Below are 25,935 nucleotides of genomic sequence, written 5' to 3'. Positions count from 1 at the left end.
TGCAGTGAGGTGGTATCCCGGGGGCGGCGCAGTCCCGCCGCCCCCGGGAGGGTGATCAGCGGACGCCGAGGTCGACGCCGGCCAGGGCCGACTCGACGTTGTCCGCATCGATGACCGCCGGTCCCGTCAGGAACGGGTCGACGGCGAGCTGGATGCCGTACGCGGCGAGCTGGAACGCCGCCGACACGCCGTAGTAGCCCTGGGCGTAGCCCTGCTGGTCGATCGCGAACAGCTGCGTGCCGTCCTGGATGCGGGTCAGCGACTCGGAGTCGAAGTTCTGACCGCCCAGGAAGACCTTGCCGGTGGCGCCGGCCTGGTCGATGCCGCTGGCCGCCGCGTTCGTGTCGGACTGACCCGGCGTGAAGATCGCGTCGATCGACGGGTCCTGGATGATGGCGCCCTTGATGGCCTGGGCCACCGCGGTCGGGTCACCGAACTGCGAGGTCGGCAGTGCCAGCTCCTCGTAGTCCACGCCGGTCGCCCCGTCGTTCACGCCCTGGCAGCGTGCGTCGGCGTTGGTCGTGCCGGGGAGGGTGTTGACGCACACGACGTGCTTGGCGCCCGCCTCGACGAACGTCTCACCGGCGAGCTTGCCCGAGGCGTAGTCGTCCGAGCCGATGTAGCCCTGGGCGCCCACGGTCTCGACCTCGTCGATTCCGGTGTTGTAGAGGAACACCGGGGTGCCGCTGCTGGTGATCGAGATGATGTTCTCGTTCTGCGCGTCGGGCGCCCAGTCGGGGATGACGGCGGCGCTGGGGTTCAGCGACTGGATGTTGGCGACCAGCTTCGCGGCATCCGCGTTGAAGTTGTCGTAGTTGGGCATCGCCAGGAACGTGACGGTTCCGCCGGCGGCCTCGACGGCCTTGGCGGCAGCCTCGCCGCCGCGCTTGACCGTCGACCAGAACGGGTCGTCGGTCGCGCCGCCCATGACGACGATCGAGATGCCCTCGCCGCCGCTGGTGTCGCCGCCGGTCGAGGAGTCGCCGGTGGAGGTGGCTTCGCCGCCCCCGTCGGCACAGCCGGCGAGCGCGAGGCCCGCGACGGCGAGAGTGGCGATTGCTGTGGTGGTGAGGAGGCGACGGCTCGGGCGGCCGTTGCGGATGTTGAGCAGCGAGGAGTTCATCCCGCGACTCCCTTCGGTGTAGAGCCGCTTTCTGCGGCGGGGATCGACATTGATCTGCGTTCGCCGTCTTCGCGGCGGGATCGGCTTTGATCAGGACTGACTGTCCTCCATGTCAGTACATATGGACAACAGGTTGACCATTCTCGTTACCCAAACGTTACATTGCGGTGCTCGTGCGGCACGGGCGTTTGACGCGGCGGTGCATGTTCGGTCATTCTGACTGCGGCTTCTTCGCCGTCGAGATGGGAGCAGCGATGCCGATCCGTGTTGGCCTTGTCGGGTACGGCGTCGGGGGGCGCCTGTTCCACTCCCCCTACATCCGCGCGTCCGAGGAGTGCCGGCTCGTCGGCATCGTCGCGCGGTCGGCCGAGCGCGTCGCCGAGATCCACCGGGACCATCCGGGTGTTCCCGTCTACGGCACGCTCGGCGAGCTCATCGATGCCGGGATCGACGCGGTCGTCGTCTCCACGCCGCCGCACACGCGGCGCGAGCTGGTGCTCGAGGCCGTCGGCCGCGGCGTCGCGGTCGTCGCCGACAAGCCGTTCGCGCCGTCCGCCGCAGCAGGGGCCGACCTGGTCGAGGCGGCGGAGCGTGCGGGCGTCCTGCTGAACGTGTTCCACAACCGGCGCTTCGACACCGACATCGTCACCGCGCGTGCCGTCCTCGCCTCGGGCGAACTCGGGCGCATCACGCGGCTGGACCTGCGCTGCGATCAGGACGACCCCGAGACGCTCGAGGGCGGAGCCGAGGGCGGGCTGCTGCGCGATCTCGGCAGCCACGTCGTCGATCAGGCGCTGTTCCTGATGGGGCCGGCGCGCTTCGTGACGGCGCAGCTGGACTGGATCGACCACCCTCAGGGCCGGACCGATGCCGGCTTCGTCATCACGATCGAGCACGCCGGCGGCGGCCACTCGCACGTCTCGGCGAGCAAGATCAACCGCCTGAGCTCGCGCGAACTGAGACTCCACGGCGAGCACGGATCGTATCGGTCGGACTTCAGCGACGTGCAGTTCGAAGCGCTCCGCCGCGGCGAGACGCCGATCGGGACCCGCGAGACCTGGGGCTACGAGCTCGAGGATCGCTGGGGCGTGCTCGCGGCCGGCGACGGCGTCCGGCGCATCCCGTCACTGCAGGGCGACTATGCCGCGTACTACGACGCGTTCGCGCGCGCCGTCGTGTCCGGCGGCACCGGCCCGGTTCCCGCACGCGAAGGCGTCGAGGTGCTCGCCGTGCTCGACGCCGCGCGCTCGAGCGCCGCGGAGCATCGCACGGTCGCGCTCGACTAGCTCCGGCGCGCGGGGGCGGTCGTCCCCCGCACGACGAGCGAGGGCTGAAGCGTGCGTGTGACGTTCTCCGCGTCGCCGCCGGCGAGCCGCGCCAGCAGCAGCCGCGCCGCCTCGCGCCCGACGCCGAAGCCGCTGTCGTCGACGGTGGTCAGACCGATCAGGTGGGTGCGCGCGAGCGGCGTGTTGTCGTAGCCCACGATCGACAGCTCTGCGGGCACGTCGATGCCGAGATCCCGGGCGGCTCCCAGGGCGCCGATCGCCATCATGTCGTTCGCCGCGAAGACCGCCGTGATGTCGGGATGCTCCGTCAGCAGCTTGAGCGCGGAGTGCAGCCCCGCGGCCTCCGTCGCCGGGCCCGAGTAGTCGGTAGCGATCACGTCGGCGCCGGTGCTCCGCGCGGCGGCGACGAAGCTCTCGGCGCGGGCGCGTGCCGCGCCGCTGCCGGCGGCCAGGTGGCCGATGCGCCGATGGCCGAGACCGACGAGGTGCTCGGCGGCGAGCCGGGCCCCCGTGCGGTCGTCGTTGGCCACGGCGTCGAGCGCCGAGGCATCCGCCCCGTCGACGGTCTCGGCCCGCGTCCCGGCGATCACGATCGGCGATGCCGCGGCCTCGGCGAGCCGCGCGGGCACATCGCACGCGAGCACCACGCCGTCCGCTCGCATCGACAGCAGACCCTCGACCGGATCGAGGCCGTGGCCGGCGCTCGCGCTGTCGACGACGGTCAGCCGGTAGCCCTCGGGGTCCAGGACCTGGCCGAGTCCGCGCAGGAGTTCGACGAACCAGGGATTGGCGTAGTCGTCGATCAGCACCGCGACGAGCTTCGTGCGCCCGGCCGCGAGGTCGGTGGCGGCACGGCTGGGGCGGTAGCCGAGGTCCTGGATCGCCGCCTCCACGGCCGTCCGCGAGGCGGCGCTCACGCGGTCGGAGCCGCGCAGCACGAGCGAGACGAGAGACTTGGACACCCCGGCCCGTCGCGCGACGTCGTAGATCGTCGGCCGTGCAGTCGACATCGGCACCTCCGTTTCAAAAAGATTCTATTGACAGGACATAACGACCTGTGTACCGTCGCCGTTGGAGCGCTCCACATGGAGTCTCTCACCGCACCGACGCCGTGAGGGGTCGGGTTGTCTCTGTCACTTGGAGGACCATTTGTCGACCTCATCCCTCGGTGTCGCCGTCATCGGCGCCGGCATGGCCGGCAAGGCCCACGCCGCGGCCTACCGCACCGCCCCCACCCTCTTCGAGAGCATCCTGCCGCCCGTGCGGCTGGTCTCGATCGCCGACGTCTACGAGCCCGCCGCCCGCGCGGCCGCGACCCGCTACGGGTACGAGCGCCACGACACGTCGTGGCGGGCGATCGCCGCGGCCGACGACATCGACGTCGTGAGCGTCGTGGTCGCCAATGCGCTGCACCGCGAGATCGTCGAGGCGCTGCTGGATGCCGGCAAGCACGTGCTGTGCGAGAAGCCGCTGTCCGACACCATCGAGAGCGCGCAGGCGATGGCCGACGCCGCGCACGCCGCCTCCTCGGTCGCGCGTGTGGGCTTCACCTACCGCCGCGCCCCCGGCATCGCGTACATCCGCGAGCTCGTCCAGACGGGCGTCCTCGGCTCGGTCCACCACGTCAGCGGCCGGTACTGGGCCGACTACGCCGCCGACCCCCGCGCCGCGATGAGCTGGCGCTTCCGCGGCGCTCCCGGCACGGGTGCGCTCGCCGATGTCGGCAGCCACGTTTCGTACCTCATGGAGTTCCTCGGCGGAGACGTCACCGCCGTCGGCGGCGGCCGGTTCAGCACCGTCATCGCCGAGCGCCCCAAGCCGCTCGGCGCCGTCTCGGGCCACGGCAACGCCTCCGTCAGCGACGAGTACGAGACGGTCGAGAACGACGACTACGCCACCTTCAACCTGTCGTACGCGAGCGGCGCCGCCGGCACCGTCGAGGTCTCGCGCGTCGCGGCCGGCCACCCGAACGGCCTGATCCTCGAGGTCTTCGGGGCGAACGGCTCCGCACGCTGGGAGCAGGAGCGCCCGAGCGAGCTCCAGCTGTTCCTCAGCGAGGGCCCCGCCGCGCAGCGCGGCTTCCGTCGCGTCAACCTGGGCAACGACCACCCCTACGTCGCCGGCGGTGCGCCCATCGACGTGGCCGGCGTCGGGTTCGGCCAGAACGAGGGCTTCGCCTTCCAGGCCCGCGCTTTCCTCGAAGAGGTCGCCGGCATCCCCGAAGCCGACTCCCTGCCCCGCAACGCGTCGTTCGACGACGGCGTCCACAACATGGTCATGCTCGACGCGGTCGCCCGATCGGCCGCGCTCGAAGGCGCATCCGTCCCCATCCCCACGGCCGTCACGGCCACCCGCTGAACCTCGAAGGACACACCGCAATGCGACTCGGACTGTACAACGCGATCCTCCACGACCGTCCCCTCCCCGACGCCCTGAAGGTGATCGCCGACCTCGGCCTCACCGGCATCGAGATCAACACCGGCGGGTTCCTCCCCGCCGTCCACGTCCCCACGATGGACGACATCCTCGTCAGCGACGCCGCCCGCGACGACTTCCTCGGGATCTTCGAGGGTACCGGCGTCGAGATCGCCGGCCTGAACTGCAACGGCAACCCGCTGCATCCGAACCCCGTCATCGGCGACAAGCACTCCGAAGACGTGCGCCGCGCGATCCGGCTGGCCGAGCGCCTCGGACAGCACCGCGTCGTGACGATGTCGGGTCTTCCCGGCGGCGAGCCGGGCAGCGCGCGGCCGAACTGGATCGTCAACGCCTGGAACTCCGGGGCGCTGGACGTCCTCGACTACCAGTGGGGGATCGCGGCCGACTTCTGGCGCGAGACCGACCGCCTGGCGCGAGACCACGACGTCAAGGTCGCGCTCGAACTGCACCCGCAGAACCTCGTGTTCAACTCGGCCGACGTCCACAAGCTCGTCGAGCTCACCGGCGCGACCAACGTCGGCGTCGAGCTCGACGCGTCGCACCTGTTCTGGCAGCAGATGGACCCGGTGACCGTCGTCCGCCACCTCGGCTCGCTGGTGTTCCACGCGGCCGCGAAGGACGTGCGCATCAACCCGGAGTGGGCGGCGCTCAACGGCGTGCTCGACAACAGCTTCCGCCGCCTCTCGCCCGACGAGCCCCGCGTCAACCTCGGCGGCGACGAGTGGGCGAACGAGTGGCCGAAGAACTCCGCGTGGGACTTCGTCGCGCTCGGCAAGGGCCACGATGTCGAGTACTGGACTGAGTTCCTGCGGGCGCTCCACGAGGTCGACCCCGAGATGATGGTCAACATCGAGCACGAGGACGTCGAGCTCGGCCGCATCGAGGGCATCAAGGTCGCCGCCGACGTCCTGAAGGCCGCCGACGCCGCGCTCGCGGAGTCGCTGGTGGCATAGGCGAGGAGCCCGGATGCCGGCCCCCCGGGTGCCGGCATCCGGGCGATCTCATGTCGAGACAATATGCTGAAGCGACGAAGCTTCGGTTCGCAGAGGAATGACGATGGCGCAGGACGAAACGGTGTGGGTGGACGATCTGCTGGCGGGACTGGACCGCACAGGTCCCGTTCCGCTGTACTTCCAGGTGTCCAGCACGCTGGAAGAGGCCATCCGGTCCGGCAAGCTCCCCGCCGGCGCCCGCCTCGAGAACGAGATCGCGCTCGGGCAGCGGCTCGGCCTGTCACGCCCGACGATCCGCCGCGCGATCCAGGAGCTCGTCGACAAGGGCCTGCTGGTGCGCCGCCGCGGCATCGGCACCCAGGTCGTGCAGGGCGGGCAGGTCACCCGCCAGGTCGAGCTCACCTCGCTGTACGAGGACCTCAAGGGCTCGCACCACGAGCCCAGCACCACCGTGCTCGAGCACGACGTGCGCCCGGCCGACGAGACCACGGCGAGCGCCCTCGGCCTCCCCCCGGGATCCGACATCGTGTACCTGCGGCGGCAGCGCTCCACCGACAAGGTGCCGGTGGCGGTGCTGGTGAACTACCTGCCGATGGACTTCGCCGACATCACCACGCAGCAGCTCGAGGAGCGCGGTCTGTACCAGATCATGCGCAATCGCGGCGTGACGATCCGCATCGCCAATCAGAAGATCGGCGCCCGGAGGGCCGAGGACGACGAGGCGGAGCTGCTCGACCTGGAGCCGGGCGGACCCGTCCTGACGATGGAGCGGGTGGCGTTCGACGCGTCAGGACGCGCGGTCGAGTTCGGCCACCACTGCTACCGGCCCGACATGTACAGCTTCGAGACGACGCTCGTCGCGAAGTAGCCGCGCCGTCACCGGCCGCGGCGAACGGTCATTCGTGTCGCGTGAAGTGGAACGGCAGCGCCATCGCGAGCGAGATGCACAGGATGCCGGCGAAGAAGACCAGCGCGTTGTACTCGGCGAGGTTGAACGCCAGGCCGAACAGGTACAGCCCGGCAATGAAGAGCACCGCGTACAGAATGAACATCCCTGACCTCCGTCGTCGCCTGAGCCGATCGTAGCGGCTCCGCCGCCCGCGGCGAGCCCTACTGCGGCTCGAGCCCCAGATCGTCGAGGTCGATCGCGGCGAGCCACTCCAGGCCCTCGGCCTCGACGGCGGCCTGCGCGCCGGTCTTGCGGTCGACGATGACGGCGACCGCGACCGGCTCGGCGCCCTCGCGGCGCAGCGCCTCGACGGCCTTGAGCGCGGACTGGCCGGTGGTCGAGGTGTCCTCGACGACGACGACGCGCTTGCCGGTCACGTCGGCGCCCTCGACCTGGCGGCCGCGGCCGTGGTCCTTGGGCTCCTTGCGCACGACGAACGCGTCGAGCGGCGTCGTGGTGCGCGCCGACTCGTGCATGACGGCGTTGGCGATCGGGTCGGCGCCGAGCGTCAGCCCACCCACGGCGACGATGCCGTCGACGTCGCGGATGAGGTCGAGCATGATCCGCCCGATCGCGGGCGCGGCGCGGTGGTCGAGCGTGAGCTTGCGCATATCGACGTAGTACGACGCCTTCTTGCCGCTGGACAGCGTGAAGTCGCCGTGGAACACGGCCTCGCCCTTGATGAGCGCGATGAGGTTCTGGCGGTCGAGCTCGAGCTCGGAGGTGGAGGCGATGGTCATATCTCGAGTCTATAAATTCGACCGTTCTTCGCGCGTCATGTACAGCGCGAGGGCTTGCGCGAGACCTAGAGTCGTGTCTGTCGCCCCGACGCGACACGCCCGACCCGAACGGGCGCCCGTCGCGCACCGAGCATTGGAGACCACCCATGACGCGCATCGGCATCGTGGCCGAGGCGAGCGGTGAGAACCGCGTCGCCGCCACCCCTGCCACCGTCGCCAAGATCATCGCCCTCGGGTACGAGGTCGCGGTCGAAGCGGGGGCGGGAGCCGCCTCCTCGTTCCCCGACGCAGCCTTCGCGGATGCCGGCGCCACGGTCACCGACGGCGACACAGCCTGGTCGTCCGATGTCGTGCTGAAGGTGAACCCGCCGACGCCCGCCGAGATCGACCGGCTCGCCGACGGGGCGACGCTCATCGGCCTGCTCTCGCCGGCGCTGCGTCCGGACCTCGTCGAGGCCCTCGCCACGCGCGGCATCACGGCTCTCGCGATGGACGCGGTGCCGCGCATCTCGCGCGCGCAGTCGATGGACGTCCTCAGCTCGATGGCGAACATCTCCGGCTACCGCGCGATCGTCGAGGCCTCGCACGAGTTCGGCCGCTTCTTCACCGGTCAGGTCACCGCGGCCGGCAAGGTGCCGCCGGCCAAGGTGCTCGTCGCGGGAGCCGGCGTCGCGGGGCTGGCCGCGATCGGCGCGGCGTCGAGCCTCGGCGCGATCGTGCGCGCCACCGACCCGCGTCCCGAGGTCGCCGACCAGGTGCGCTCCATCGGCGGCGAGTATCTCGAGGTGATCGTCGCCGATGAGGACAAGCAGGTCTCGGCCGACGGCTATGCCAAGGCCACCACGGAGGCGTACGACCGGCGCGCCGCCGAGATCTACTCCGAGCAGGCCGCCGATGTCGACATCATCGTCACGACGGCGCTCATCCCGGGCCGGCAGGCGCCGCGGCTGATCACCGCTGCGGACGTGGCGAGCATGCAGCCCGGCAGCGTCATCGTCGACATGGCCGCCGCCCAGGGCGGCAACGTCGAGGGGTCGGTCGCCGGCGAGCGCATCGTCACCGACAACGGCGTCATCATCCTCGGCTACACCGACCTCGCGGGGCGTCTGCCGGCGCAGGCGTCGCAGCTGTACGGCACGAACCTCGTCAATCTGCTGAAGCTCCTCACCCCCGCCAAGGACGGTGAGCTCACGATCGACTTCGAGGACGTCGTGCAGCGCTCGGTCACGGTGGTGCGCGACGGCGAGTCGACCTGGCCACCACCGCCGGTGCAGGTGTCGGCTGCACCGAAGCCCGCAGCGGATGCCGCGGCCGAGGCATCGCCGGTGAAGAAGTCGTGGCTGACGCCGGGGGTGAAGACCGGCCTCATCGCCCTGGGGATCGCGGCGCTGTTCCTCGTCAGCGCGGTCGCGCCCGCGCCGCTGCCGCAGCACCTCACCGTGCTGACGCTGTCGGTCGTGGTCGGCTTCTACGTCATCAGCAAGGTCACGCACGCGCTGCACACGCCCCTGATGAGCGTTACGAACGCCATCTCGGGCATCATCATCGTCGGCGCGATCGTGCAGCTGACCGCCCCTGAGCTGCCGGTGCAGATCCTCGCCGGGATCGCGGTGCTGGTGGCCAGCATCAACGTCTTCGGCGGCTTCGCCGTCACCCGCCGAATGCTCGCGATGTTCCAGAAGGGCGCCACCCGATGACCGCCGCATCGATCGCCACCGCGGCGTACATCGTCGCCGCGCTGCTGTTCATCCTGAGCCTCGCCGGCCTCAGCCGTCACGACACCGCGCGCCGCGGCGTCACCTACGGCATCGTCGGCATGGCGATCGCCCTCGCCGCCACCATCTGGCTCACGCTCACGGCGTCGTGGGGCGAGCCGCAGGCGCCGCTCGGCCTGGCGTTCCTCGTCATCGCGATGGTCGCCGGCGCCGCGATCGGACTGTGGCGCGCGCGCGTCGTCGAGATGACCGGGATGCCCGAGCTCATCGCGCTGCTGCACTCGTTCGTGGGTCTCGCGGCCGTGCTCGTCGGATGGAACGGAGCCCTCTACGACACCGGACTCGAAGGCGCGCTGGCCGACATCCACCACGCCGAGGTGTTCATCGGCGTCTTCATCGGCGCCGTGACCTTCACCGGGTCGATCGTGGCGTTCCTCAAGCTCTCGGCGCGCATGTCGTCCAAGCCGCTCGTGCTGCCGGGCAAGAACGTCCTGAACCTGGGGGCCCTGATCGCGTTCGTCGCCCTCACGGTCTGGTACGTCATCACGCCCGAGCTGTGGCTGCTCGTGATCGTGACGGTCCTGGCGCTCGCGCTCGGCTGGCACCTGGTCGCCTCGATCGGCGGCGGCGACATGCCGGTGGTCGTCTCGATGCTCAACAGCTACTCGGGCTGGGCGGCCGCCGCGGCGGGCTTCCTGCTGAACAACGACCTGCTGATCGTCACCGGCGCGCTCGTCGGCTCGTCGGGTGCGTATCTGTCGTACATCATGTGCCGTGCGATGAACCGGTCGTTCATCTCGGTGATCGCCGGCGGCTTCGGCATCGAGGCGCCCAAGAAGGGCGAGGACGAGGTCGGCGAGCACCGCGAGGTCGACGCCGACACCGTCGCCGAGATGCTCGCGGGCGCCCAGAGCGTCGTCATCACGCCCGGCTACGGCATGGCGGTGGCCCAGGCGCAGTACCCCGTCGCGGAGCTCACCGAGCGACTGCGGGAGCGCGGTGTGAACGTGCGGTTCGGCATCCATCCGGTCGCCGGTCGCCTTCCCGGCCACATGAACGTGCTGCTGGCCGAGGCGCGCGTGCCCTACGACATCGTGCTCGAGATGGACGAGATCAACGACGACCTGGCCGACACCTCGGTCGTGCTCGTGATCGGCGCCAACGACACCGTGAACCCCGCCGCCGCAGAGGACCCGGGCAGCCCCATCGCCGGCATGCCGGTGCTGCGGGTGTGGGAGGCCGACAACGTCATCGTCTTCAAGCGATCGATGGCTTCGGGCTACGCGGGCGTGCAGAATCCGCTGTTCTTCCGCGAGAACGCGGCGATGCTGTTCGGCGACGCGAAGGACCGTGTGGAGGACATCCTCCGGTCGCTCTGAGCGGTTCGGCGATCAGTCGGCGGGCTCGAGGACCACGACCGCGGTGGGCGTCCCGCGCAGCGCGGGCATCGCCTCGAGGTCGCCGTATCCCTCGTACCCGTCGATGAGCGCCCACAGCCGGTCGCGCTCGTCGCCGGTCGCCTCGCGGGCCCGCACGCGGCGGGTCTCGCCGCCGACGAGGTCCACGTGCGCCTCGGGGTGCGCCCGCAGATTGAGCAGCCACGCCGGCTCGGCGGCGCCCCACCCGTTCATCGCGAGCGTGACGATGTTCGCGCCGTCCTCGGCGTAGCCGATGACCGCCTCGCGCTCCTGGCCGCTGCGGCGTCCGAGCGTGCGCAGGCGCAGCATGCCGAACCTGCCGCCGGGCGCGGGGGCGGCCAGACCGACGCGGTCGCCGGTCGCGCGCAGCAGCGCGCGGTGGCCGACCCAGAAGCCCCGGATGATCCACCGCGGCGGCAGCGACGTGGCTCGCTTCGGGCGGGCGGTCTGCGTGGTGATGTCGTCCATGGCGGTCTCCTCTACACCGTAGGTCTACACTGTAGGACGATAGACCCTACGGTGTAGGACGTCAAGCTATGATCGGGAGATGCCCCGCCGCACCGCCACCGCCGAGGGCCGCGCGCGCAGCGGCGGGCGGCTCAGCCGCGAGGCGATCGTCGATGCGGCGGTCGCCCTGGCCGATCGCGACGGTCTCGGTGCGGTGAGCATGCGACGTCTCGCGCAAGAGCTCGAGGTCGATCCCATGTCGATCTACCACCACGTGCGCGACAAGGACGCCCTGCTGGTCGCGATGACGGATGCCGTGCTCGCCCGCATCGAGGACGCCGACCCGGGCCTCGATGCGCCGTGGACCGAGCGCCTGCGAGCGCACATCATGGCCGCGCGCCGAGCGGTGTCCGGCCATCCGTGGGCCGCGCGCATCCTGGCGGATCAGACGGATGCGTCGCCGGCCGTGCTGCGGCGCCTCGACCAGATGCTCGGCATCATGCGGTCGGGCGGCTGCTCGGTCGATCTCGGCCACCACGCGGTCCACCTGCTCGGCAGCCGCCTGCTGGGATTCAGTCAGGACCTCTTCGACGACTCCGAGCGCCCGCAGGACGAGGGGCCGTCGCCGGAGCAGCTCGCGCAGTGGGCCGTGGCGCTCCCGCACGTCGCCGAGCTGGCGATGGCCGCGAGTCACGCGGGCCCGCTGGGCGGCTGCGACGACGAGTTCGAGTTCGCGTTCGCGGTCGACGTCCTGCTCGAGGGCCTCGAGCGGCGCCGCGTCGCAGAGTCCGGCGCCTGAGCACGCCGGACACGCGAACACCGCCACGGCGGCACATCGCAGCAACCGCACACCACAACGGCGGCACACCGCGGCAACCGCGCCAACGATCGGTGCAGCGGATACCGCAACCTGGCGCCGACACGGCGCCGTCGGGGACGGCCGCGGATCGCGCCGGTGGATCGGGGCGCTCCCTGCGCCCGCCTAGGCTGGAGCCCATGCGCCTCGCCACCTGGAACGTCAACTCCATCCGCGCCCGCGTCGACCGGATCGTCGACTTCGCGGTGCGCGAGAGCGTCGACGTGCTCGCCATGCAGGAGATCAAGTGCAAGGTCGAGCAGTTCCCCTTCGAGAAGTTCGAAGAGGCCGGCTACCACGTCGAGGCGCACGGCTTCTCGCAGTGGAACGGCGTCGCGATCGCCAGCCGCGAGCCGATCGAGGACGTCGAGACGGCCTTCCCCGCCATGCCCGGCTTCGCGAAGGGCCACGAGGGCCCGGATGCCCCGCAGGAGGCCCGCGCGATCGGCGCGACCGTCGGCGGCGTGAAGGTGTGGAGCCTGTACGTCCCCAACGGCCGTGCCCTCGGCGACCCGCACTACGACTACAAGCTGCACTGGCTCACAGCGCTGGAGGACTACACGCGCGAGACCCTCGCGGCATCCCCCGACCTTCCGCTGGCGCTCGTCGGCGACTTCAACATCGCGCCGACGGATGCCGACAACGGCGACCCGTCGCTGGTGCCCGGCTTCTCGACCCACATCTCGCAGCCCGAGCGCGAGGCGTTCGCCGCGCTCGAGGCCGCCGGCGTCCAGGACGTCGTGCGACCGCTGGTGCCGACCGGCTTCACGTACTGGGACTACAAGCAGCTGCGCTTCCCCCGCAACGAAGGGCTGCGCATCGACTTCATCCTGGGCTCGCAGGCCTTCGCGGATGCCGTCGCCGGCGCCGCCATCCACCGCGACGAGCGCAAGGGCGACGGCCCGAGCGACCACGTGCCGGTGGTCGTCGACCTGGACCTCGAGGGCCAGGACGACGACGACCGCCCCATGATCTTCTGACGCAGCGTCGGAGATCTCGGCTTCCGCGGGAGGATCTGGGTCCGGATCGCCCGGCGGACGCCGAGATCTCCGACGTTCGTCGCGCTACGGGCGCTGGCCGCCTCCGCCGCCCTGCCCGCCCCCGCCGACGCTGCCGGCGGTGGGCGTGGTGGTCGTGTCGACGGCGACCGCGAGGTTCACCTGGTAGCCGCTCGAGGTGTTCCCCGTGACCGTGGCCAGCTGCAGTTCGCCGCCGTCGTCGCCGAAGACGTTGTCGGTGTCGAGCGACAGCTGCGCCAGGTTCGACACCGAGCTCTCGTAGCCGCTCGTCGCGTAGACGGTCTCGCACACGTCCTGCGGCAGCGCCACCTGAGAGGTGGCGATCGCGTTCGCCGAGTCGGTGATGTCGTCGACCGACGGGTACACCTCGAAGTGGATGTGCGGCCAGCGGCCGGTGTAGCACGCAGGGAAGATGCTGGTGAAGCTGACATTGCCGTCGGCATCGGCCACCTGCACACCGCGCAGGTAGTCGATGTTCGTGACGCCGTCCGAGTAGAGGGAGTAGTTGCCGTCGCGGTCGCAGTGCCACGCGTACACGGCGACGTTCTCGAAGGGGATGTTCCCGTTCGCCATGTCGATGAGGCTGAGCGTGAGGGTCATCGGGATGCCGACGGCCGTGACCGATCCGTCGGTGCTCGTGCGGATGTCCTGACGCACGATGCCCGACTCCTCCAGGACGTCGGGCCCGTTGGAGCCGTCACCCGGGTAGGGGCCTGCGGTCTCGTCGGGGATCTCGCCGGCGGCGGTCGTCGTCGTGGTCGAGCCGCCGGTGGCGGTCCCCGTCGCGGCGTCGGTGGTCGCGGTGCTCGAGCTCGCCGCCGGGGCGCACGCGGCGAGCGCGAGGCTCCCGGCGCCGATCGCGAAGAAGCCGAGCGCGCGGCGACGCGTGACGAGCGTGCCGAGGTCGAACCGCAGACCCTGGTCGACGACCTCCTCCTCGGGGTTGGCGAGCAGGCGGCCCTCGTAGCGGGGCCCGTCGGGCGTGATGTCGGGCTGGGGGTGCGGCATGGCGACCTCGTCTCGTCGGATGTCTTGCAGCTCATCGTGTCGGCACTGCTCAAGGGCGCCCCGTGACCGGCCTATGCGTCTCCTGTGAGAACGAGCGGTGACGCACGACGAAAGTCCCTGGCGCCCGTCGGGCCCACGTCCTACCGTGGACGCGAGAGTCACCGACCGAGACGACGGACGGAGCCGACATGAAACGTCTCCTGGGATTCCTGCTGGTACTCGTGACACTGCTCGCCCTCGCGGTCGGCGCTGTCATCACGATGGTGGTGGTGGGGGTGCGCTCCCGAGATCGCCGGTTCATCCGCGCCTTCACGAAGTTCCAGCGCGACGTGGTCAACCCCGAGGTGCTGAAGACGGCCGGCGACGCCGGCCAGCAGTTCTCGGTCATCGAGCACGTCGGCCGCAAGACCGGCAAGGCGTACGAGACGCCGGTCGGTGCGCGGCGCGACGGCGACGGCTGGGTCGTCTCGCTCGTCTACGGCCGCGAGGCGTCGTGGGTGCAGAACCTGCTCGCTGCGGGCTCGGGCGTCCTGCACACGGACGGCCGGCGGCACCGCGTGGACGGCTTCGAGATCGTGCCGATCGACTCCGCGCCGCTCCCCGAGGACGAGGCGAAGGCGATCACGTTCTTCGGCATCACCGAGGCGCTGCGCCTGCACGACGCGGGCGAGGTCGACGAGGCATCCGTCCCGGCCGCCGACACCGCGGGCGAGGAGTCCTGACGCCGCATCGCCGGGTAGCGTGGTGCGCGGAACCGATCTAGGAGCCGCATGCTGCAGCTGTCCGGGGTGGCCAAGAGCTACGGCGCCCTCCGAGCCCTCGACGACGTCTCGTTCACCGTCCGTCCCGGCCGCCTCACCGGCTTCGTCGGCGGCAACGGCGCCGGCAAGACCACGGCGATGCGCATCATCCTGGGCGTGCTCGCCAAGGACGCCGGCACCGTCTCGCTCGACGGCACGGAGCTGACGGCCGCCGACCGACGCCGCTTCGGCTACATGCCCGAGGAGCGCGGGCTGTACCCGAAGATGAAGGTGCTCGAGCACATCGCCTATCTCGCGCGCCTGCACGGGTTCTCGAAGGCGGATGCCACCTCCCGCGCGCGCGACCTGCTCGAGCGTCTCGGGCTCGCCGAGCGCCTGAACGACAACGTCGAGACGCTGTCGCTGGGCAACCAGCAGCGCGCGCAGATCGCCGCGGCGCTCGTGCACGACCCCGACGTGCTGATCCTCGACGAGCCGTTCTCTGGGCTGGATCCGCTCGCCGTCGACGTCGTCGCGGGGGTGCTGCAGCAGCGGGCGGCCGCCGGGGCCCCCGTGCTCTTCTCGTCGCATCAGCTCGACGTCGTCGAGCGCCTGTGCGACGACCTCGTCATCATCGCGGGCGGCTCGATCCGCGCGGCGGGGGCGCGCGACGACCTGCGCGCACAGCACTCGACACGACGCTTCGAGCTGGTGGCGGCGGCGCCGCCGCCTGTCCAGGGCGAGCCCGGCGTCACGGTGATCGACGCGGACGGGGACCGGACGGTTTTCGACGCCGACAGCGACGAGACGGCGCAGCACGTGCTGCGCCTCGCGCTGGAGCGCGGCCCGGTCGCGAGCTTCTCCCCGCAGCATCCGAGCCTCGCGCAGATCTTCAAGGAGGTCATCCGATGACCGCGCCCGCACCGGCACCGAGCATGCCGCGCAGCGTGTGGCTGGTCGCCGAGCGCGAGATCGGCTCGAAGCTGCGCAGCAAGGCCTTCGTGATCTCCACCGCGATCCTGCTGCTCGGCGCCCTCGCCCTCGTCCTGTGGGGCGGGTTCGCGGCTGCCTCGGCCGGGGGCACCCCGGTCGCGGTCACGGCCGATTCCCGGCAGTACGTCGAGGGCATCCCCGGTCTCGAGCTGACGGATGCCGCCGACCGCGCGGCGGCCGAGTCGCTCGTCGCCGACGGCACCGTCGATGCCGCGGTCGTGGGCGATGCCGCCTCGCAGACCGGATACGCCGTCATCGCCGATTCGAGTCCGCCCACCCAGCTGCTGCTGGCACTCGCGCAGCTGCCGCCGGTCGAGCTGCTGAACCCCGAAGCCGGCACGTCGGCCCTCGGCTACGTGGCCGCCATCGGGTTCGGCGTCGTGTTCCTCGTCGCGGCATCGCTGTTCGGCAGCACGATCGCCCAGAGCGTCGTGGAGGAGAAGCAGACGCGCGTGGTCGAGCTGCTGATCTCGGCGATCCCGGTCCGGACCCTGCTGGCGGGCAAGGTGGTGGGCAACACGGTCCTGGCGATGGCCCAGGTGCTGCTGCTGGCATCGATCGCGCTCGTCGGCCTGGCCGTGACGGGTCAGGGGGCGCTGCTCGAGGGCCTGGGCGAGCCGATCGCGTGGTTCGCGGTGTTCTTCCTGTTCGGCTTCGTGCTGCTCGCGTCGCTGTTCGCGGCGGCGGCCTCGATGGTCTCCCGCCAGGAGGACATCGGCTCGACGACGACGCCGTTGACGATGCTCATCATGATCCCCTACTTCCTGGTGGTGTTCTTCTTCGACAACCCCGTCGTCATCGGCGTCATGTCGTACGTGCCGTTCTCGGCGCCGGTCGGGATGCCGGTGCGGCTGTTCCTCGGCGAAGCTCAGTGGTGGGAGCCGCTGATCTCGCTGGCACTGCTGATCGCCACCTGCGCGGGCGCGATCGTGGTGGCGGCGAAGATCTACCGGAACTCGCTGCTGCGCATGGGCGCCCGCGTGAAGCTGCGCGAGGCGCTGGGCTCGTAGCCCGCGCCGTCAGGAGCGCAGCGCCGCGCGCCCGCAGTGTCCGCCGAGCGCGTCCGCGGCGCGGACCAGGGCGAGGTGCGACAGCGCCTGCGGCGTGTTGCCCGCGTGGCGTGCGGCGCCGACGTCGTACTCCTCGCTCAGCAGCCCGACGTCGTTCGCGAACGAGCAGAGCCGGTCCATGAGCGCACTCGCCTCGTCGGTGCGTCCGGTCTGCGCGTACTGCTCGACCAGCCAGAACGAGCACGCGAGGAACGGATGCTCGCCGCCCGCGAGTCCGTCGACCGCGCTCTCGGTGCGATACCGCATCACGAGCCCGTCGCGCATCAGCTGCTTCTCGATCTCGGCGACGGTGCCGAGCATGCGCGGGTCGTCGTAGTCGCAGAAGCCCGACTGCGGCAGCAGCAGCAGGGACGCGTCGACCTCGGGCGACCCGTAGTGCTGCACGAAGTGGCCGCGGTCGGCGTCGTACCCGTGCCGGTCGATCTCCTCGCGCACCTCGTCGCGCAGGCGCTCCCACGTGTCGGCGTCGCCGTCGAGGCCGCCATCCCGAACGGCGCGGACGCCGCGGTCCAGGGCCGCCCAGATCATGGCGCGCGAGTGCGTGAACAGCTGCGGCTCCCCCCGCATCTCCCAGATGCCGCGGTCGGGGCGCTTGATCCACTCCACCACCTGCCCGAGCAGCGCGCACTGCAGCGCCCACGAGAACGAGTCCTCGGCCGCGCCGGCGGCCCGCGTGGCCTCGAGGGCCATCATGACCTCGCCGATGACATCCGCCTGGTACTGGTCGACGGCGCCGTTGCCGATCCGCACCGGAGCGGCGCCGTCGTACCCCGGAAGGCTGGCGAGCTCACGCTCGGGCAGGTCGCGCTCCCCGGCGATGCCGTACATGATCTGCACGTCGTGGGGGTCTCCGGCGATCGCGCGCACGAGCCACGACCGCCACCGGTGGGCGACGCGCACGAACCCGTGCGCGAGCAGCGCCTCGAGGGTGAGCGCCGCGTCGCGCAGCCATACGTAGCGGTAGTCCCAGTTGCGCGACCCCCCGAAGTCCTCGGGGAGCGAGGTCGTGGCCGCCGCGACGATGCCGCCGGTGTCCTCGTGCGTGAGGGCGCGCAGCACGAGGAGCGAGCGGACCACCTCGTCCTGGTGGGGACCGTCATGCTCGATGCGGGCCGCCCAGTCCGTCCACCATCGACTCGTGCGCGCGATCGCGCGGTCGACGTCGAGCGGCTCGGGCTCGGAGTGGTACGACGGGAACCACGTCAGCACGGCATCCGTCGTCTCGCCCGCGGCGACCCGCACCGACCCGACGTGCACGTGGTCGGCCGAGGTGAGCTCGACACCGCGCACGATGAGGGCGTCCGGGCCCGCGACGGCGAGGAGGGCCGGGGCCCGCTCCGAGCCGACCTGCCGCACCCAGGGCAGCGCCCGGGCATAGTCGGTGCGCAGCCGCAGCTCGTGGACGAACTCCACGGTGCCGCTCACGCCGACGACGCGCCGCACCAGGTCGGTGCGCGGCCCGTCGATCGGCATGACGTCGTGGACCTCGGCTACCCCGTTCGCGCACTCCCACCGCGTGACGAGCACGAACGTATCGCCGTCGTACCGCCGGGTGCTGGTGGCTTCGGGGTCGCGGGGGCGCAGGCTCCAGCATCCGTGCCCCTCGTCGCCGAGCAGGGCCGCGAAGACGGATGCCGAGTCGAACCGCGGCAGGCACAGCCAATCGATGCTCCCCTCGCGCGAGACGAGCGCGGCGGTGCGGCAGCTGCTCAGCAGCGCGTAGTCCTCGATGGGCTGGGGCACGCCTGCGATTCTGTCAGCCCTCACCGATCCGGGGCCAGGGGGCTATCGTGGCCGCCATGGGCGGTGACACCACTCTTCTCATCCTGGGCGCATCCGGCGATCTGACGTCGCGTCTGCTGCTTCCCGCTCTCGGCCAGCTGCTGACGCGCGAGCCCGAGCGGCGCGTGCGCCTGCTCGGCGCGGGCATCGACGACTGGACCGACGAGCGCTGGGCGAAGGCTGTCCGCGCGGCGTTCCGGTCGGCGGACGCCGAGCCGGCGTTCGACTCCGTCGCCGAGACGACCTACCGCACAGCCGACATCACGAAGGCCTCCGATCTGACGGAGCTCGTGGCGCAGGCCACCGGGCGCCTCGCCCTGTACTTCGCCGTGCCGCCGGCGATCGCGGCGGCCGCGTGTGAGGCGCTGGCCGACGTCGAGCTGCCCGAGGGCACGATCCTGGCTCTCGAGAAGCCCTTCGGCTCCGACCTCGCCGGCGCGCAGGCGCTGAATCGGACTGTTCGCCGCCTCGTGCCCGAGAACCAAGTGTTCCGGGTCGACCACTTCCTCGGTCGGTCCACCACGCTGAACCTGCTCGGCGCGCGCTTCGCGAACCGCGTCTTCGAGCCGGTGTGGTCGTCCCATCACGTGGAGTCGGTGGTCATCCGCTTCGACGAGGAGCTGGGGCTCGAGGGCCGCGCCCGCTATTACGACAAGGCAGGCGCCCTTGTCGACATGATCCAGAGCCACCTGCTGCAGGTGCTCGCGTTCGTCGCGATGGAGCCGCCCGCGACGCTGACGGAGGTCGACCTGCGCGATGCCACGGGGGCCGCGCTCCGCGCGACGCACGTGTGGGACGACAACGCGGTGCACTCCTCGCGCCGGGCCCGCTACGCCGCCGGCACAATCGGCGAGCGTGAACTGCCCGCGTACGTCGACGAGCCCGGCGTGGACCCGTCCCACGAGACCGAGACCCTCGCCGAGGCGACGTTCGAGGTGCGCACGGCGCGGTGGGCCGGGGTCCCGTTCACGCTGCGGTCCGGCAAGGCTCTCCGCGAGGCCACGCACGAGATCCTCATCCGGTTCCGGCCCGTGCACCACCTGCCGGACGGGTTCACCGGCGACGAGCCCGGCTCGGTGCTGCGGTTCATGCTGGGGCCCGACCGCATGTCGCTCGAGCTCAACGTCAACGGCGGCGAGGACCCGTTCGAGCTCTCGCGCACGCGCCTGCACGCGAAGCTCGGCGAGGGCGCGCTGCTGGCCTACGGCGAGGTGCTGTCGTCGATCCTCGACGGCGACGCGGCGCTCGCGGTCCGCGGCGACGCCGCCGAGGAGTGCTGGCGGATCCTCACCCCGATCCTCGACGCGTGGCAGCGCGGAGACGTCCCGCTCGACGAGTACCCGGCGGGCTCCGAGGGGCCGGCGGACTGGGTGCCGCTGGGCTGATCGCGCGCCGGCGCGCAGGCGTCAGCGCTCGACGAGCACGCCGTCGGCATCCGCCCACACGTGCTTGCCGGGGGCGAACACGACGCCGGCGATCGTCACGGGGACGTCGACGTCGCCGACGCCGTCCTTCGCGCTCTTGCGCGGATTCGAACCGAGGGCTTTGACTCCGAGCGGCAGGTCGCCGATGGCCTCGCGGTCGCGGATCACGCCGTGCACGATGATCCCCGCCCACCCGTGCTCGACCGCGGACGCGGCGATGAGGTCGCCGACGAGCGCGGACTCGAGCGATCCGCCGCCGTCGACGACGAGGACGGCGCCGTCTCCGGGCGTCGCGAGCGTGGCCTTCACGAGCGCGTTGTCGCGGTGGCAGCGGATCGTGCGCACCGGACCGTCGAAGGCGGTGCGCCCGCCGATGTCCTGCAGCTGCAGCGAGAGGGAGTCGAGCTCCTCGCCGCGGTCGTCGTAGAGGTCGGCTGTGGCGGTCATGGTCCCACCGTACGGTGCCGCGGACGAGCGCATCCGTGTCAGAACGCAGGAAGAACGCGCGGAATTCGCGCGTCGTGAAGCGCGGTGGGCCGGATCTCCTGCATCCGTGCACGACGAGAGGCGGATGCCGGTGCCGTCCGCGCACCGGGGGGGGAGCGGATGCCGTCGCCCGCGCGGACGGACCCCGCAGTCAGCCGGCGGGCGGCGGATTCAGATCGGGGTGGATGACCGTCACGAGCGAATACGGATCGCCGTCGGGGTCGGGCCCGCGGTCCTTGAACTCCCCCATCAGCTCGAACAGGCGCCGCCCCAGCTCGGCCTTGCTCTCGGCGTTGAGCTTGAGGCCGAGCCATCCGAAATCGACGTCCTCGGGGTCGACGCCCTGGAGCTGCTGGCGCATCGCCTCGAGGACGACGACCGACTGGTTCGGGAAGTGCCTGCCCCACGACAGCCCGGTCGCCCGGTAGGGGATCTCGCGCGAGCCGCGGGCACCCGTGCGCTCCTCTTCGGGAACCAGCATGCCCGCCTCGACGAGCGTGCGGACGTGATGGAGCATCGTCCCGGGGTTCACCTCGAGCAGCTCGGCGAGCTCCTTGTTCGTGCGGGCGTAGAAGCGGCACAGGCGCAGCACCCGCAGGCGGAGCGGAGAGCTCAGCGCGCGAGCGACGAACTCCGCGTGCTCCTGCTCGTCGCGCTCGGTCATGCCTCCACGATAGGAGAGCGATTGACAATCCTCAATCACTCTCGCAGACTGATTGACATGTCCCAATCAGTCGAGGCGCCGACCGCTGCGCGGTCGCTGTGGCACGACCGCAACTTCCTCACGATCTGGAGCGGTCAGGCCCTCAGCCAGCTCGGCGCGCAGGTCGCCGAACTGGCGGTGCCCGTGATGGCCGTGCTCATGCTGGATGCGAGCGAGTTCGAGCTGGGAGTGCTCAACGCCGCCAACGTCGCCGCCTTCCTGCTGATCGGGCTGCCCGCCGGGGCCTGGATCGACCGCCTGCGCAAGCGGCACGTCATGATCGCCGCCGACGCGGTGCGCGCCATCGCCCTCGCCGCGCTGCCGCTGCTGTGGTGGGCCGGGATGCTGCAGGTGTGGCACATGGTGGGGGTCGCTCTGGTGCTCGGCGTCGCCACCGTGTTCTTCGACGTCTCGTACCAGTCGCTCGTGCCCTCACTGGTGCCGTCGCGGCAGATCGCCGAGGCGAACGGCAAATTCGAGTCGACGGCCCAGCTGGCGAACATCGGGGGTCCCGCCGCCGCCGGATGGCTGGTCGGAGCCGTGACCGCTCCGCTCGCGGTGCTCGCCACGGTCGGGACCTATCTCGCGTCGATGATCGCCCTGCTCTTCACGCGCGACCACGAGAGGGTCGCCGCCGCGCACGAGCACGACCCGCTCCTGCGCTCGATCGGCGAGGGCCTGAGATGGGTCTTCGGGAACCGGCTGCTGCGGCGCATCGTCGCGACCACGAGCGTGTCGAACCTGTTCAGCACGCTGAGCTTCACGCTGCTGCCGATCTTCCTGCTGCGCGAGCTCGGCCTCTCGCCCGAGAGCATGGGCATCATCTTCGCGCTGGGAGCCGTGGGTGGTCTGGCGGGCGCCATCGCCACGCCGCACATCGTGCGCCGCATCGGCGAGGCTCCGGCGATCCCGGTGTCGTCCATCGCGTTCTCGCTCGCGGGCCTCGCGCTGCCCGCCGTCGCACTCGTCCCGGCGCTGGCCTTCCCGCTGCTGGTGCTGCAGTCGTTCGCCATGAGCTTCGCCGTCCTGGTCTACAACATCACCCAGGTGACCTTCCGCCAGCGGATCACGCCGCATCGCCTGCTGGGGCGCATGAACGCTTCGATCCGCTTCGTGGTGTGGGGCGTCATGCCGATCGCCGCGCTGATCGCCGGGGGCCTCGGAGAGTGGCTCGGCACGGTGACGACGATGTGGATCGGCGCGATCGGCGGACTGCTGTCGGCGACGTTCGTCGTGTTCGGACCGTTCTGGACCATGCGGTCTCTGCCGGATGCTCCCTCAGATGAGCCCGCGGACGGAGCCGCCGATGTTCCGGTCGAGGGGCCCGCCGCCGAGTCGGCGGTCGGCGTCGCCGACGGCCCGGGCGACGAGCCCGCGGCCGGCGGTCGCTGACACCTCGGCGGCGCACCTGGGAATTGCGCACAGATTCATGCGTTTGTATGGATGCGGGCCGACGGCGTCCCGGCAGCATCCGTTCCATCCCCCGGGAGCCCGCATGACCACCGCTCTGACCCGCACCGCCGCCACCGACGCGCCCATCCTGGACGTCCTCGCCGAGCGCTGGAGCACGCGCGTCTTCGACGCCGCGGCACCCATCGACGAGGCCGCGCTCGCGAGCTCCCTCGAGGCCGCCCGCTGGGCGCCCACCGCCGCCAATCTCCAGCCGTGGCGGGCGATCGTGGCGCGACGCGGCACGGCGGAGCACGCGAAGATCGTCGCCGCGCTCAGCGGCTTCAACGCGGCCTGGGCACCCGCCGCCGGCGCACTGGTCGCGTTCGTGGCCGAGAGCGAGCGCGACGGACAGCCCCTCGTGTGGGCCGAGTACGACGCCGGCCAGGCCGCCGCCCACTTCACGATCCAGGCCCACGCGAGCGGCCTCGCCACGCACCAGATGGGCGGCTTCGACCGTGCCGCGATCGCCGAGGCCTTCGACCTCGACCGCGCCCTCACCCCGATCACGGTGATCGCCGTCGGCGCGCTGGGCGACCTGCGCGCCGCCTCCGACGAGGTCCAGGCGCGCGAGAGCGCCCCCCGCACCCGCCGCCCCCTGGCGGAGTCGGTCCTGGTGGACGCGTAACTCCCCCCACTCCCGTCGAGTGCACATGCTCTCGCCGAGTGCACACGTTGTGAACCTCTCATGACATGTGCACTCGGCGACTGCATATGACGTCGCCGATGACGGGCAGCTACATCATCGACTGGATGATGGGTGGGACCTCCTGGAACAGGATGAAGGCGCCCATCGCCAGGACGAACCAGCCGAACCCCTGCCTGAGCGCCTTCTCGGGGACGATGCCGACCAGGCGCGCGCCGATGAACGAGCCGACGATCGCCGCGGCGGTCACGCCGAGGACGACCGGCCAGTCCAGCTGGACGGTGAGCAGGTAGCCGCCGAGCCCCGCGAACGACTTCATCGCGATGATCAGCAGCGACGTGCCCACGGCGAGCGCCATCGGGAGCCCGCCCAGCAGCACCAGCGCCGGGACGATGAGGAATCCGCCGCCCGCGCCCACGAGGCCGGTGACGAGGCCCACCGCGAACCCGTCGAGGAGGATCCGCAGGATCGGCAGGTGTCCGCGCTCGGCGCCCTCGCCGCCGCTCTTCTTGCGGCCGCGGATCATGGCGACCGCGGTGGCGACCATCATCGCGGCGAACAGCAGCATGAGGATTGCGCCGGGGATGTATCCGCCCAGCAGCCCGCCGATGAAGGCGCCGGTCATGCCGGCGAGCCCGAAGATGATCCCCGTGCGCCACGCGACGCGGCCCGCGCGCGCGTGGCTGATGACGCTGACGACGGCGGTCGTGCCGACGACGAACAGCGACGCGGCGATGGCCTCCTTGGGCGGCATCCCGAGCACGTACGTGAGGATCGGGACGGTGAGGATCGAGCCTCCGCCGCCCAGGAGCCCGAGCGAGACGCCGACGAGCACGGCGAGCGCCAGGGTGATGACGAGAGTGAATTCCATATGCATGCCTCGGCCGGTGCCCCGAGTCTCCTCGGGACACCGGCCTGGATAGGTCGGTCGGACGGGGTCAGACGGTGGGCAGGCCCGCGGCCTGCCAGGCCATCATGCCGCCCGCCATGTTGTCGACCTTGTAGCCGGCCGACTTCAGCACGGCGGTCGCGCGGCTCGAGCGGTTGCCGCTGCGGCACACGGCGATCACGTCGCGGTTGCGGTCGATCTCGCCGAGGCGGGCAGACAGCTCGCCGAGCGGGATGTGGATCGCGGTCGGGATGCGGCCGGCGGCGACCTCGGCGTCCTCGCGCACGTCCACGAGCAGATCGCGGTTCATGCGCTCGTAGGCCTGGTTGATCGAGATGTCAGACAAGGGCGTTCTCCTTCTTCGCTTCGTAGGCGACCCAGCCGGCGTAGCTGCCGTCGAGCTCGGCCACGTCGTAGCCCTCGCGGCGCAGGGCGCTGGCGGCGACGCTCACGCGCACGCCGCTCTGGCAGTACGCGACGATGGTGCCGTCGGTCTTGGCCGGAAGCTGGTCGAGGTTCCACAGCACGCGGCCGCCGCTGAGCTGCTCGGCGCCGGGCAGGTGGCCGGCGGCGTACTCCGTCTTGTTGCGGACGTCCAGGAGCAGGACGCGGTCGGTCGAGGCCAGCTCGTCCTGACCGATCACCGTGGGGACCATCGAGGGCAGGCCCTCGAGGCTCGTGGTGTAGCCGATGACGTCGTCGATGCCGACGCGCACCAGGTGGTCGCGCATGGCCTCGGCGGTCTTCGCGTCCTTGGCGAGCACGACGACGGGGCGCGTCTCACGCTCGGGGTCGTAGACCCAGGCGCCGTAGCTGGCGGCCTTGGCGACGCCGGGGATGTTCAGCGACCGCGCGACGGTGCCCTCGTGGACCTTCGCGTTGTGGCGGGTGTCCACGAAGACGACCTCGTCGGCCTCGAGCTTGGCGGCCAGCGTCGCGTTGTCGAACTCGACCAGCGCGGGACGGGCGCCCATGACCTCGGGGCCGACCTTGTTCTGGCGCTTCATGCGGCCGAAGTACGCGTGCGCGTCGGGCTGGCCGTCCAGGAGCGCGGCGACGAAACCCTCCTCGTCGTTGTCGCGGACGAAGGGCGCCCACCAGGCGTACTCGCGCTCGTAGCCGACCGTGGTCGACGAGATGGCGCCGAGGGCCTTGCCGCACGCGCTGCCGGCGCCGTGCGCGGGGTGCACCTGCACCCAGTCGGGCAGCGTCACGAAGCGGTCGCGCAGGCTGGCGAAGAGGTCCTTCGCGCCCTGGAAGCGGGTGTCGACGCCGCCGGCCGCCTCATCGAGCAGGTCGGGGCGGCCCAGGTCGCCGACGAACACGAAGTCGCCGGTGAGGTAGTAGCCGGGCTTGTCGGCGAAGGCGCCGTCGGTGACGAGGAACGACAGGTGCTCGGGCGTGTGGCCCGGCGTGTGCACGGCCTCGACGGTGATGTTGCCCAGGCGGATGACGTCACCGTGGTGCAGGCGCTCGGCGTCGAAGCCGTACTGCCAGTCGACGCCGCCCTCGGCCGAGACGTAGGCGGTCGCGCCGGTGGCGGCGGCGAGCTCGCGCGTGCCCGACAGGTAGTCGGCGTGGATGTGCGTCTCGGTCACCGCGATGATGCGCATCCCATTGCGCTTGGCGATGTCGAGGTAGACGTCGAGGTCGCGTCGCGGGTCGACCACGATGGCCTCGCCCTTGGCCTGGCAGCCGATGAAGTAGCTCGCCTGTGCGAGGTCTTCGTCGTAGATGCGCTCCAGCAGCATTGCTTCTCCTTGGCTTTGAGGGGGACTCGGGGATACCCCCGGGGGTATC

At 71.1% G+C, this 25,935-nt stretch carries 26 protein-coding genes; 14 read left to right on the top strand and 12 right to left on the bottom strand.

The features are described from left to right. Positions 1-55: 55 nt before the first annotated feature. Positions 56-1,123 carry a substrate-binding domain-containing protein gene (locus HD594_RS04010; protein ID WP_184749726.1) on the bottom strand — a complete coding sequence of 356 codons (1,068 nt, stop codon included), beginning with the start codon at positions 1,121-1,123 and terminating at the stop codon, positions 56-58. Positions 1,124-1,377: 254 nt separating this feature from the next. Between HD594_RS04010 and HD594_RS04005 the strand changes: the two genes are divergently transcribed. Further along, the gene (locus HD594_RS04005) at positions 1,378-2,409 is read left to right on the top strand and encodes a Gfo/Idh/MocA family protein (protein WP_184749725.1); all 1,032 of its coding nucleotides are present in this window, start codon (positions 1,378-1,380) and stop codon (positions 2,407-2,409) included. Here the strand turns inward: HD594_RS04005 and HD594_RS04000 are convergent. Then, a complete protein-coding gene (locus tag HD594_RS04000; protein WP_184749724.1) occupies positions 2,406-3,419 on the bottom strand; it encodes a LacI family DNA-binding transcriptional regulator in 1,014 nt (337 codons plus the stop codon). The two genes, HD594_RS04005 and HD594_RS04000, sit on opposite strands and share 4 nt — an antisense overlap. Positions 3,420-3,558: 139 nt before the next feature. Between HD594_RS04000 and HD594_RS03995 the strand changes: the two genes are divergently transcribed. The 3 genes from HD594_RS03995 (at position 3,559) to HD594_RS03985 (ending at position 6,669) form a co-directional block, all read left to right on the top strand. Then, on the top strand, positions 3,559-4,767 hold the full coding sequence (locus HD594_RS03995; RefSeq protein ID WP_271171296.1) for a Gfo/Idh/MocA family protein: 1,209 nt from the start codon (positions 3,559-3,561) through the stop codon (positions 4,765-4,767). 20 nt (positions 4,768-4,787) lie between these two features. Continuing rightward, positions 4,788-5,801, top strand: coding sequence for a sugar phosphate isomerase/epimerase family protein (locus HD594_RS03990; RefSeq protein ID WP_184749723.1), 1,014 nt, complete (start codon positions 4,788-4,790; stop codon positions 5,799-5,801). Between the two features lie 103 nt (positions 5,802-5,904). Continuing rightward, positions 5,905-6,669 (top strand): GntR family transcriptional regulator, encoded by a 765-nt coding sequence (locus tag HD594_RS03985; protein ID WP_184749722.1) that lies wholly within the window; start codon positions 5,905-5,907, stop codon positions 6,667-6,669. A 28-nt stretch (positions 6,670-6,697) separates the two neighbouring features. Here HD594_RS03985 and HD594_RS03980 read toward each other — a convergent pair whose 3' ends face one another. Continuing rightward, complete coding sequence (locus tag HD594_RS03980) at positions 6,698-6,853, bottom strand: hypothetical protein (protein WP_184749721.1); 156 nt, start codon at positions 6,851-6,853, stop codon at positions 6,698-6,700. A gap of 58 nt (positions 6,854-6,911) precedes the next feature. Further along, on the bottom strand, positions 6,912-7,490 hold the full coding sequence (gene pyrE, locus HD594_RS03975) for an orotate phosphoribosyltransferase (protein WP_184749720.1): 579 nt from the start codon (positions 7,488-7,490) through the stop codon (positions 6,912-6,914). Between the two features lie 146 nt (positions 7,491-7,636). Between pyrE and HD594_RS03970 the strand changes: the two genes are divergently transcribed. Together HD594_RS03970 and pntB are read left to right on the top strand one after the other, a co-directional pair. After that, positions 7,637-9,187, top strand: coding sequence for a Re/Si-specific NAD(P)(+) transhydrogenase subunit alpha (locus tag HD594_RS03970; RefSeq protein ID WP_184749719.1), 1,551 nt, complete (start codon positions 7,637-7,639; stop codon positions 9,185-9,187). Further along, complete coding sequence (gene pntB, locus HD594_RS03965) at positions 9,184-10,584, top strand: Re/Si-specific NAD(P)(+) transhydrogenase subunit beta (RefSeq protein ID WP_184749718.1); 1,401 nt, start codon at positions 9,184-9,186, stop codon at positions 10,582-10,584. The genes HD594_RS03970 and pntB overlap by 4 nt, the downstream gene beginning before the upstream one ends. A gap of 12 nt (positions 10,585-10,596) precedes the next feature. Here the strand turns inward: pntB and HD594_RS03960 are convergent, their stop codons facing one another. Beyond that, the gene (locus HD594_RS03960) at positions 10,597-11,091 is read right to left on the bottom strand and encodes a nitroreductase family deazaflavin-dependent oxidoreductase (protein WP_184749717.1); all 495 of its coding nucleotides are present in this window, start codon (positions 11,089-11,091) and stop codon (positions 10,597-10,599) included. Between the two features lie 79 nt (positions 11,092-11,170). Here HD594_RS03960 and HD594_RS03955 point away from each other — a divergent pair, with 79 nt between their 5' ends. Both HD594_RS03955 and HD594_RS03950 read left to right on the top strand, forming a co-directional pair. Then, complete coding sequence (locus HD594_RS03955; protein WP_184749716.1) at positions 11,171-11,869, top strand: TetR/AcrR family transcriptional regulator; 699 nt, start codon at positions 11,171-11,173, stop codon at positions 11,867-11,869. Between the two features lie 197 nt (positions 11,870-12,066). Continuing rightward, positions 12,067-12,906: an exodeoxyribonuclease III gene (locus tag HD594_RS03950; RefSeq protein WP_184749715.1), complete on the top strand. Its 840-nt coding sequence runs from the start codon at positions 12,067-12,069 to the stop codon at positions 12,904-12,906. An 84-nt stretch (positions 12,907-12,990) separates the two neighbouring features. Here HD594_RS03950 and HD594_RS03945 read toward each other — a convergent pair whose 3' ends face one another. Next, positions 12,991-13,953, bottom strand: coding sequence for an intradiol ring-cleavage dioxygenase (locus HD594_RS03945; RefSeq protein WP_184749714.1), 963 nt, complete (start codon positions 13,951-13,953; stop codon positions 12,991-12,993). 188 nt (positions 13,954-14,141) lie between these two features. On the opposite strand from HD594_RS03945, the gene HD594_RS03940 reads away from it, so the two are divergent. The 3 genes from HD594_RS03940 to HD594_RS03930 are packed head-to-tail and all read left to right on the top strand — an operon-like array spanning position 14,142 to position 16,696. Beyond that, complete coding sequence (locus HD594_RS03940) at positions 14,142-14,675, top strand: nitroreductase family deazaflavin-dependent oxidoreductase (protein WP_184749713.1); 534 nt, start codon at positions 14,142-14,144, stop codon at positions 14,673-14,675. 48 nt (positions 14,676-14,723) lie between these two features. Beyond that, positions 14,724-15,605, top strand: a complete 882-nt coding sequence (locus HD594_RS03935) for an ABC transporter ATP-binding protein (protein ID WP_184749712.1) — start codon at positions 14,724-14,726, stop codon at positions 15,603-15,605. After that, a complete protein-coding gene (locus HD594_RS03930) occupies positions 15,602-16,696 on the top strand; it encodes an ABC transporter permease (RefSeq protein ID WP_184749711.1) in 1,095 nt (364 codons plus the stop codon). Before HD594_RS03935 ends, HD594_RS03930 begins: the two co-directional genes overlap by 4 nt. A 9-nt stretch (positions 16,697-16,705) precedes the next feature. Here the strand turns inward: HD594_RS03930 and HD594_RS03925 are convergent, their stop codons facing one another. Then, on the bottom strand, positions 16,706-18,499 hold the full coding sequence (locus HD594_RS03925; protein WP_184749710.1) for a glycoside hydrolase family 15 protein: 1,794 nt from the start codon (positions 18,497-18,499) through the stop codon (positions 16,706-16,708). A gap of 56 nt (positions 18,500-18,555) precedes the next feature. Between HD594_RS03925 and HD594_RS03920 the strand changes: the two genes are divergently transcribed. Next, positions 18,556-19,923: a glucose-6-phosphate dehydrogenase gene (locus tag HD594_RS03920; RefSeq protein WP_184749709.1), complete on the top strand. Its 1,368-nt coding sequence runs from the start codon at positions 18,556-18,558 to the stop codon at positions 19,921-19,923. A gap of 21 nt (positions 19,924-19,944) precedes the next feature. Here the strand turns inward: HD594_RS03920 and rraA are convergent, their stop codons facing one another. Continuing rightward, the gene (rraA, locus tag HD594_RS03915; protein WP_184749708.1) at positions 19,945-20,409 is read right to left on the bottom strand and encodes a ribonuclease E activity regulator RraA; all 465 of its coding nucleotides are present in this window, start codon (positions 20,407-20,409) and stop codon (positions 19,945-19,947) included. Between the two features lie 190 nt (positions 20,410-20,599). Continuing rightward, positions 20,600-21,112 carry an ArsR/SmtB family transcription factor gene (locus HD594_RS03910; RefSeq protein ID WP_184749707.1) on the bottom strand — a complete coding sequence of 171 codons (513 nt, stop codon included), beginning with the start codon at positions 21,110-21,112 and terminating at the stop codon, positions 20,600-20,602. 57 nt (positions 21,113-21,169) lie between these two features. On the opposite strand from HD594_RS03910, the gene HD594_RS03905 reads away from it, so the two are divergent. Together HD594_RS03905 and HD594_RS03900 are read left to right on the top strand one after the other, a co-directional pair. Next, positions 21,170-22,543: an MFS transporter gene (locus HD594_RS03905; protein WP_184749706.1), complete on the top strand. Its 1,374-nt coding sequence runs from the start codon at positions 21,170-21,172 to the stop codon at positions 22,541-22,543. 103 nt (positions 22,544-22,646) lie between these two features. Then, the gene (locus tag HD594_RS03900; RefSeq protein ID WP_184749705.1) at positions 22,647-23,228 is read left to right on the top strand and encodes a nitroreductase family protein; all 582 of its coding nucleotides are present in this window, start codon (positions 22,647-22,649) and stop codon (positions 23,226-23,228) included. Positions 23,229-23,337: 109 nt separating this feature from the next. Here HD594_RS03900 and HD594_RS03895 read toward each other — a convergent pair whose 3' ends face one another. From HD594_RS03895 to HD594_RS03885, 3 genes are all read right to left on the bottom strand, one after another. After that, on the bottom strand, positions 23,338-24,117 hold the full coding sequence (locus tag HD594_RS03895) for a sulfite exporter TauE/SafE family protein (protein WP_184749704.1): 780 nt from the start codon (positions 24,115-24,117) through the stop codon (positions 23,338-23,340). A gap of 67 nt (positions 24,118-24,184) precedes the next feature. Beyond that, the gene (locus tag HD594_RS03890) at positions 24,185-24,481 is read right to left on the bottom strand and encodes a rhodanese-like domain-containing protein (protein ID WP_184749703.1); all 297 of its coding nucleotides are present in this window, start codon (positions 24,479-24,481) and stop codon (positions 24,185-24,187) included. Further along, a complete protein-coding gene (locus tag HD594_RS03885; protein ID WP_184749702.1) occupies positions 24,474-25,886 on the bottom strand; it encodes an MBL fold metallo-hydrolase in 1,413 nt (470 codons plus the stop codon). Before HD594_RS03885 ends, HD594_RS03890 begins: the two co-directional genes overlap by 8 nt. Positions 25,887-25,935: the final 49 nt, after the last annotated feature.

Origin of the sequence: Microbacterium thalassium (assembly GCF_014208045.1) — a bacterium.
GTDB classification, from domain to species: Bacteria; Actinomycetota; Actinomycetes; order Actinomycetales; family Microbacteriaceae; genus Microbacterium; species Microbacterium thalassium.
The sequence above is the reverse complement of the archived record's forward strand: the minus strand, read 5'-3'. Positions and strand labels throughout refer to the sequence as shown.

Excerpts from the sequence above, each read along its gene's own strand:
- HD594_RS03935 (WP_184749712.1), top strand. The coding sequence starts at position 14,724 with ATGCTGCAGCTGTCCGGGGTGGCCAAGAGCTACGGCGCCCTCCGAGCC.
- HD594_RS03945 (WP_184749714.1), bottom strand. The coding sequence starts at position 13,953 with ATGCCGCACCCCCAGCCCGACATCACGCCCGACGGGCCCCGCTACGAG.
- HD594_RS03985 (WP_184749722.1), top strand. The coding sequence starts at position 5,905 with ATGGCGCAGGACGAAACGGTGTGGGTGGACGATCTGCTGGCGGGACTG.
- HD594_RS03960 (WP_184749717.1), bottom strand. The coding sequence starts at position 11,091 with ATGGACGACATCACCACGCAGACCGCCCGCCCGAAGCGAGCCACGTCG.
- rraA (WP_184749708.1), bottom strand. The coding sequence starts at position 20,409 with ATGACCGCCACAGCCGACCTCTACGACGACCGCGGCGAGGAGCTCGAC.
- HD594_RS03990 (WP_184749723.1), top strand. The coding sequence starts at position 4,788 with ATGCGACTCGGACTGTACAACGCGATCCTCCACGACCGTCCCCTCCCC.
- HD594_RS03910 (WP_184749707.1), bottom strand. The coding sequence starts at position 21,112 with ATGACCGAGCGCGACGAGCAGGAGCACGCGGAGTTCGTCGCTCGCGCG.
- HD594_RS03885 (WP_184749702.1), bottom strand. The coding sequence starts at position 25,886 with ATGCTGCTGGAGCGCATCTACGACGAAGACCTCGCACAGGCGAGCTAC.
- HD594_RS03940 (WP_184749713.1), top strand. The coding sequence starts at position 14,142 with ATGAAACGTCTCCTGGGATTCCTGCTGGTACTCGTGACACTGCTCGCC.
- pyrE (WP_184749720.1), bottom strand. The coding sequence starts at position 7,490 with ATGACCATCGCCTCCACCTCCGAGCTCGAGCTCGACCGCCAGAACCTC.
- HD594_RS03905 (WP_184749706.1), top strand. The coding sequence starts at position 21,170 with ATGTCCCAATCAGTCGAGGCGCCGACCGCTGCGCGGTCGCTGTGGCAC.
- HD594_RS03895 (WP_184749704.1), bottom strand. The coding sequence starts at position 24,117 with ATGGAATTCACTCTCGTCATCACCCTGGCGCTCGCCGTGCTCGTCGGC.
- pntB (WP_184749718.1), top strand. The coding sequence starts at position 9,184 with ATGACCGCCGCATCGATCGCCACCGCGGCGTACATCGTCGCCGCGCTG.
- HD594_RS04010 (WP_184749726.1), bottom strand. The coding sequence starts at position 1,123 with ATGAACTCCTCGCTGCTCAACATCCGCAACGGCCGCCCGAGCCGTCGC.
- HD594_RS04005 (WP_184749725.1), top strand. The coding sequence starts at position 1,378 with ATGCCGATCCGTGTTGGCCTTGTCGGGTACGGCGTCGGGGGGCGCCTG.
- HD594_RS03955 (WP_184749716.1), top strand. The coding sequence starts at position 11,171 with ATGCCCCGCCGCACCGCCACCGCCGAGGGCCGCGCGCGCAGCGGCGGG.
- HD594_RS03980 (WP_184749721.1), bottom strand. The coding sequence starts at position 6,853 with ATGTTCATTCTGTACGCGGTGCTCTTCATTGCCGGGCTGTACCTGTTC.
- HD594_RS03970 (WP_184749719.1), top strand. The coding sequence starts at position 7,637 with ATGACGCGCATCGGCATCGTGGCCGAGGCGAGCGGTGAGAACCGCGTC.
- HD594_RS03930 (WP_184749711.1), top strand. The coding sequence starts at position 15,602 with ATGACCGCGCCCGCACCGGCACCGAGCATGCCGCGCAGCGTGTGGCTG.
- HD594_RS03920 (WP_184749709.1), top strand. The coding sequence starts at position 18,556 with ATGGGCGGTGACACCACTCTTCTCATCCTGGGCGCATCCGGCGATCTG.
- HD594_RS03950 (WP_184749715.1), top strand. The coding sequence starts at position 12,067 with ATGCGCCTCGCCACCTGGAACGTCAACTCCATCCGCGCCCGCGTCGAC.
- HD594_RS04000 (WP_184749724.1), bottom strand. The coding sequence starts at position 3,419 with ATGTCGACTGCACGGCCGACGATCTACGACGTCGCGCGACGGGCCGGG.
- HD594_RS03900 (WP_184749705.1), top strand. The coding sequence starts at position 22,647 with ATGACCACCGCTCTGACCCGCACCGCCGCCACCGACGCGCCCATCCTG.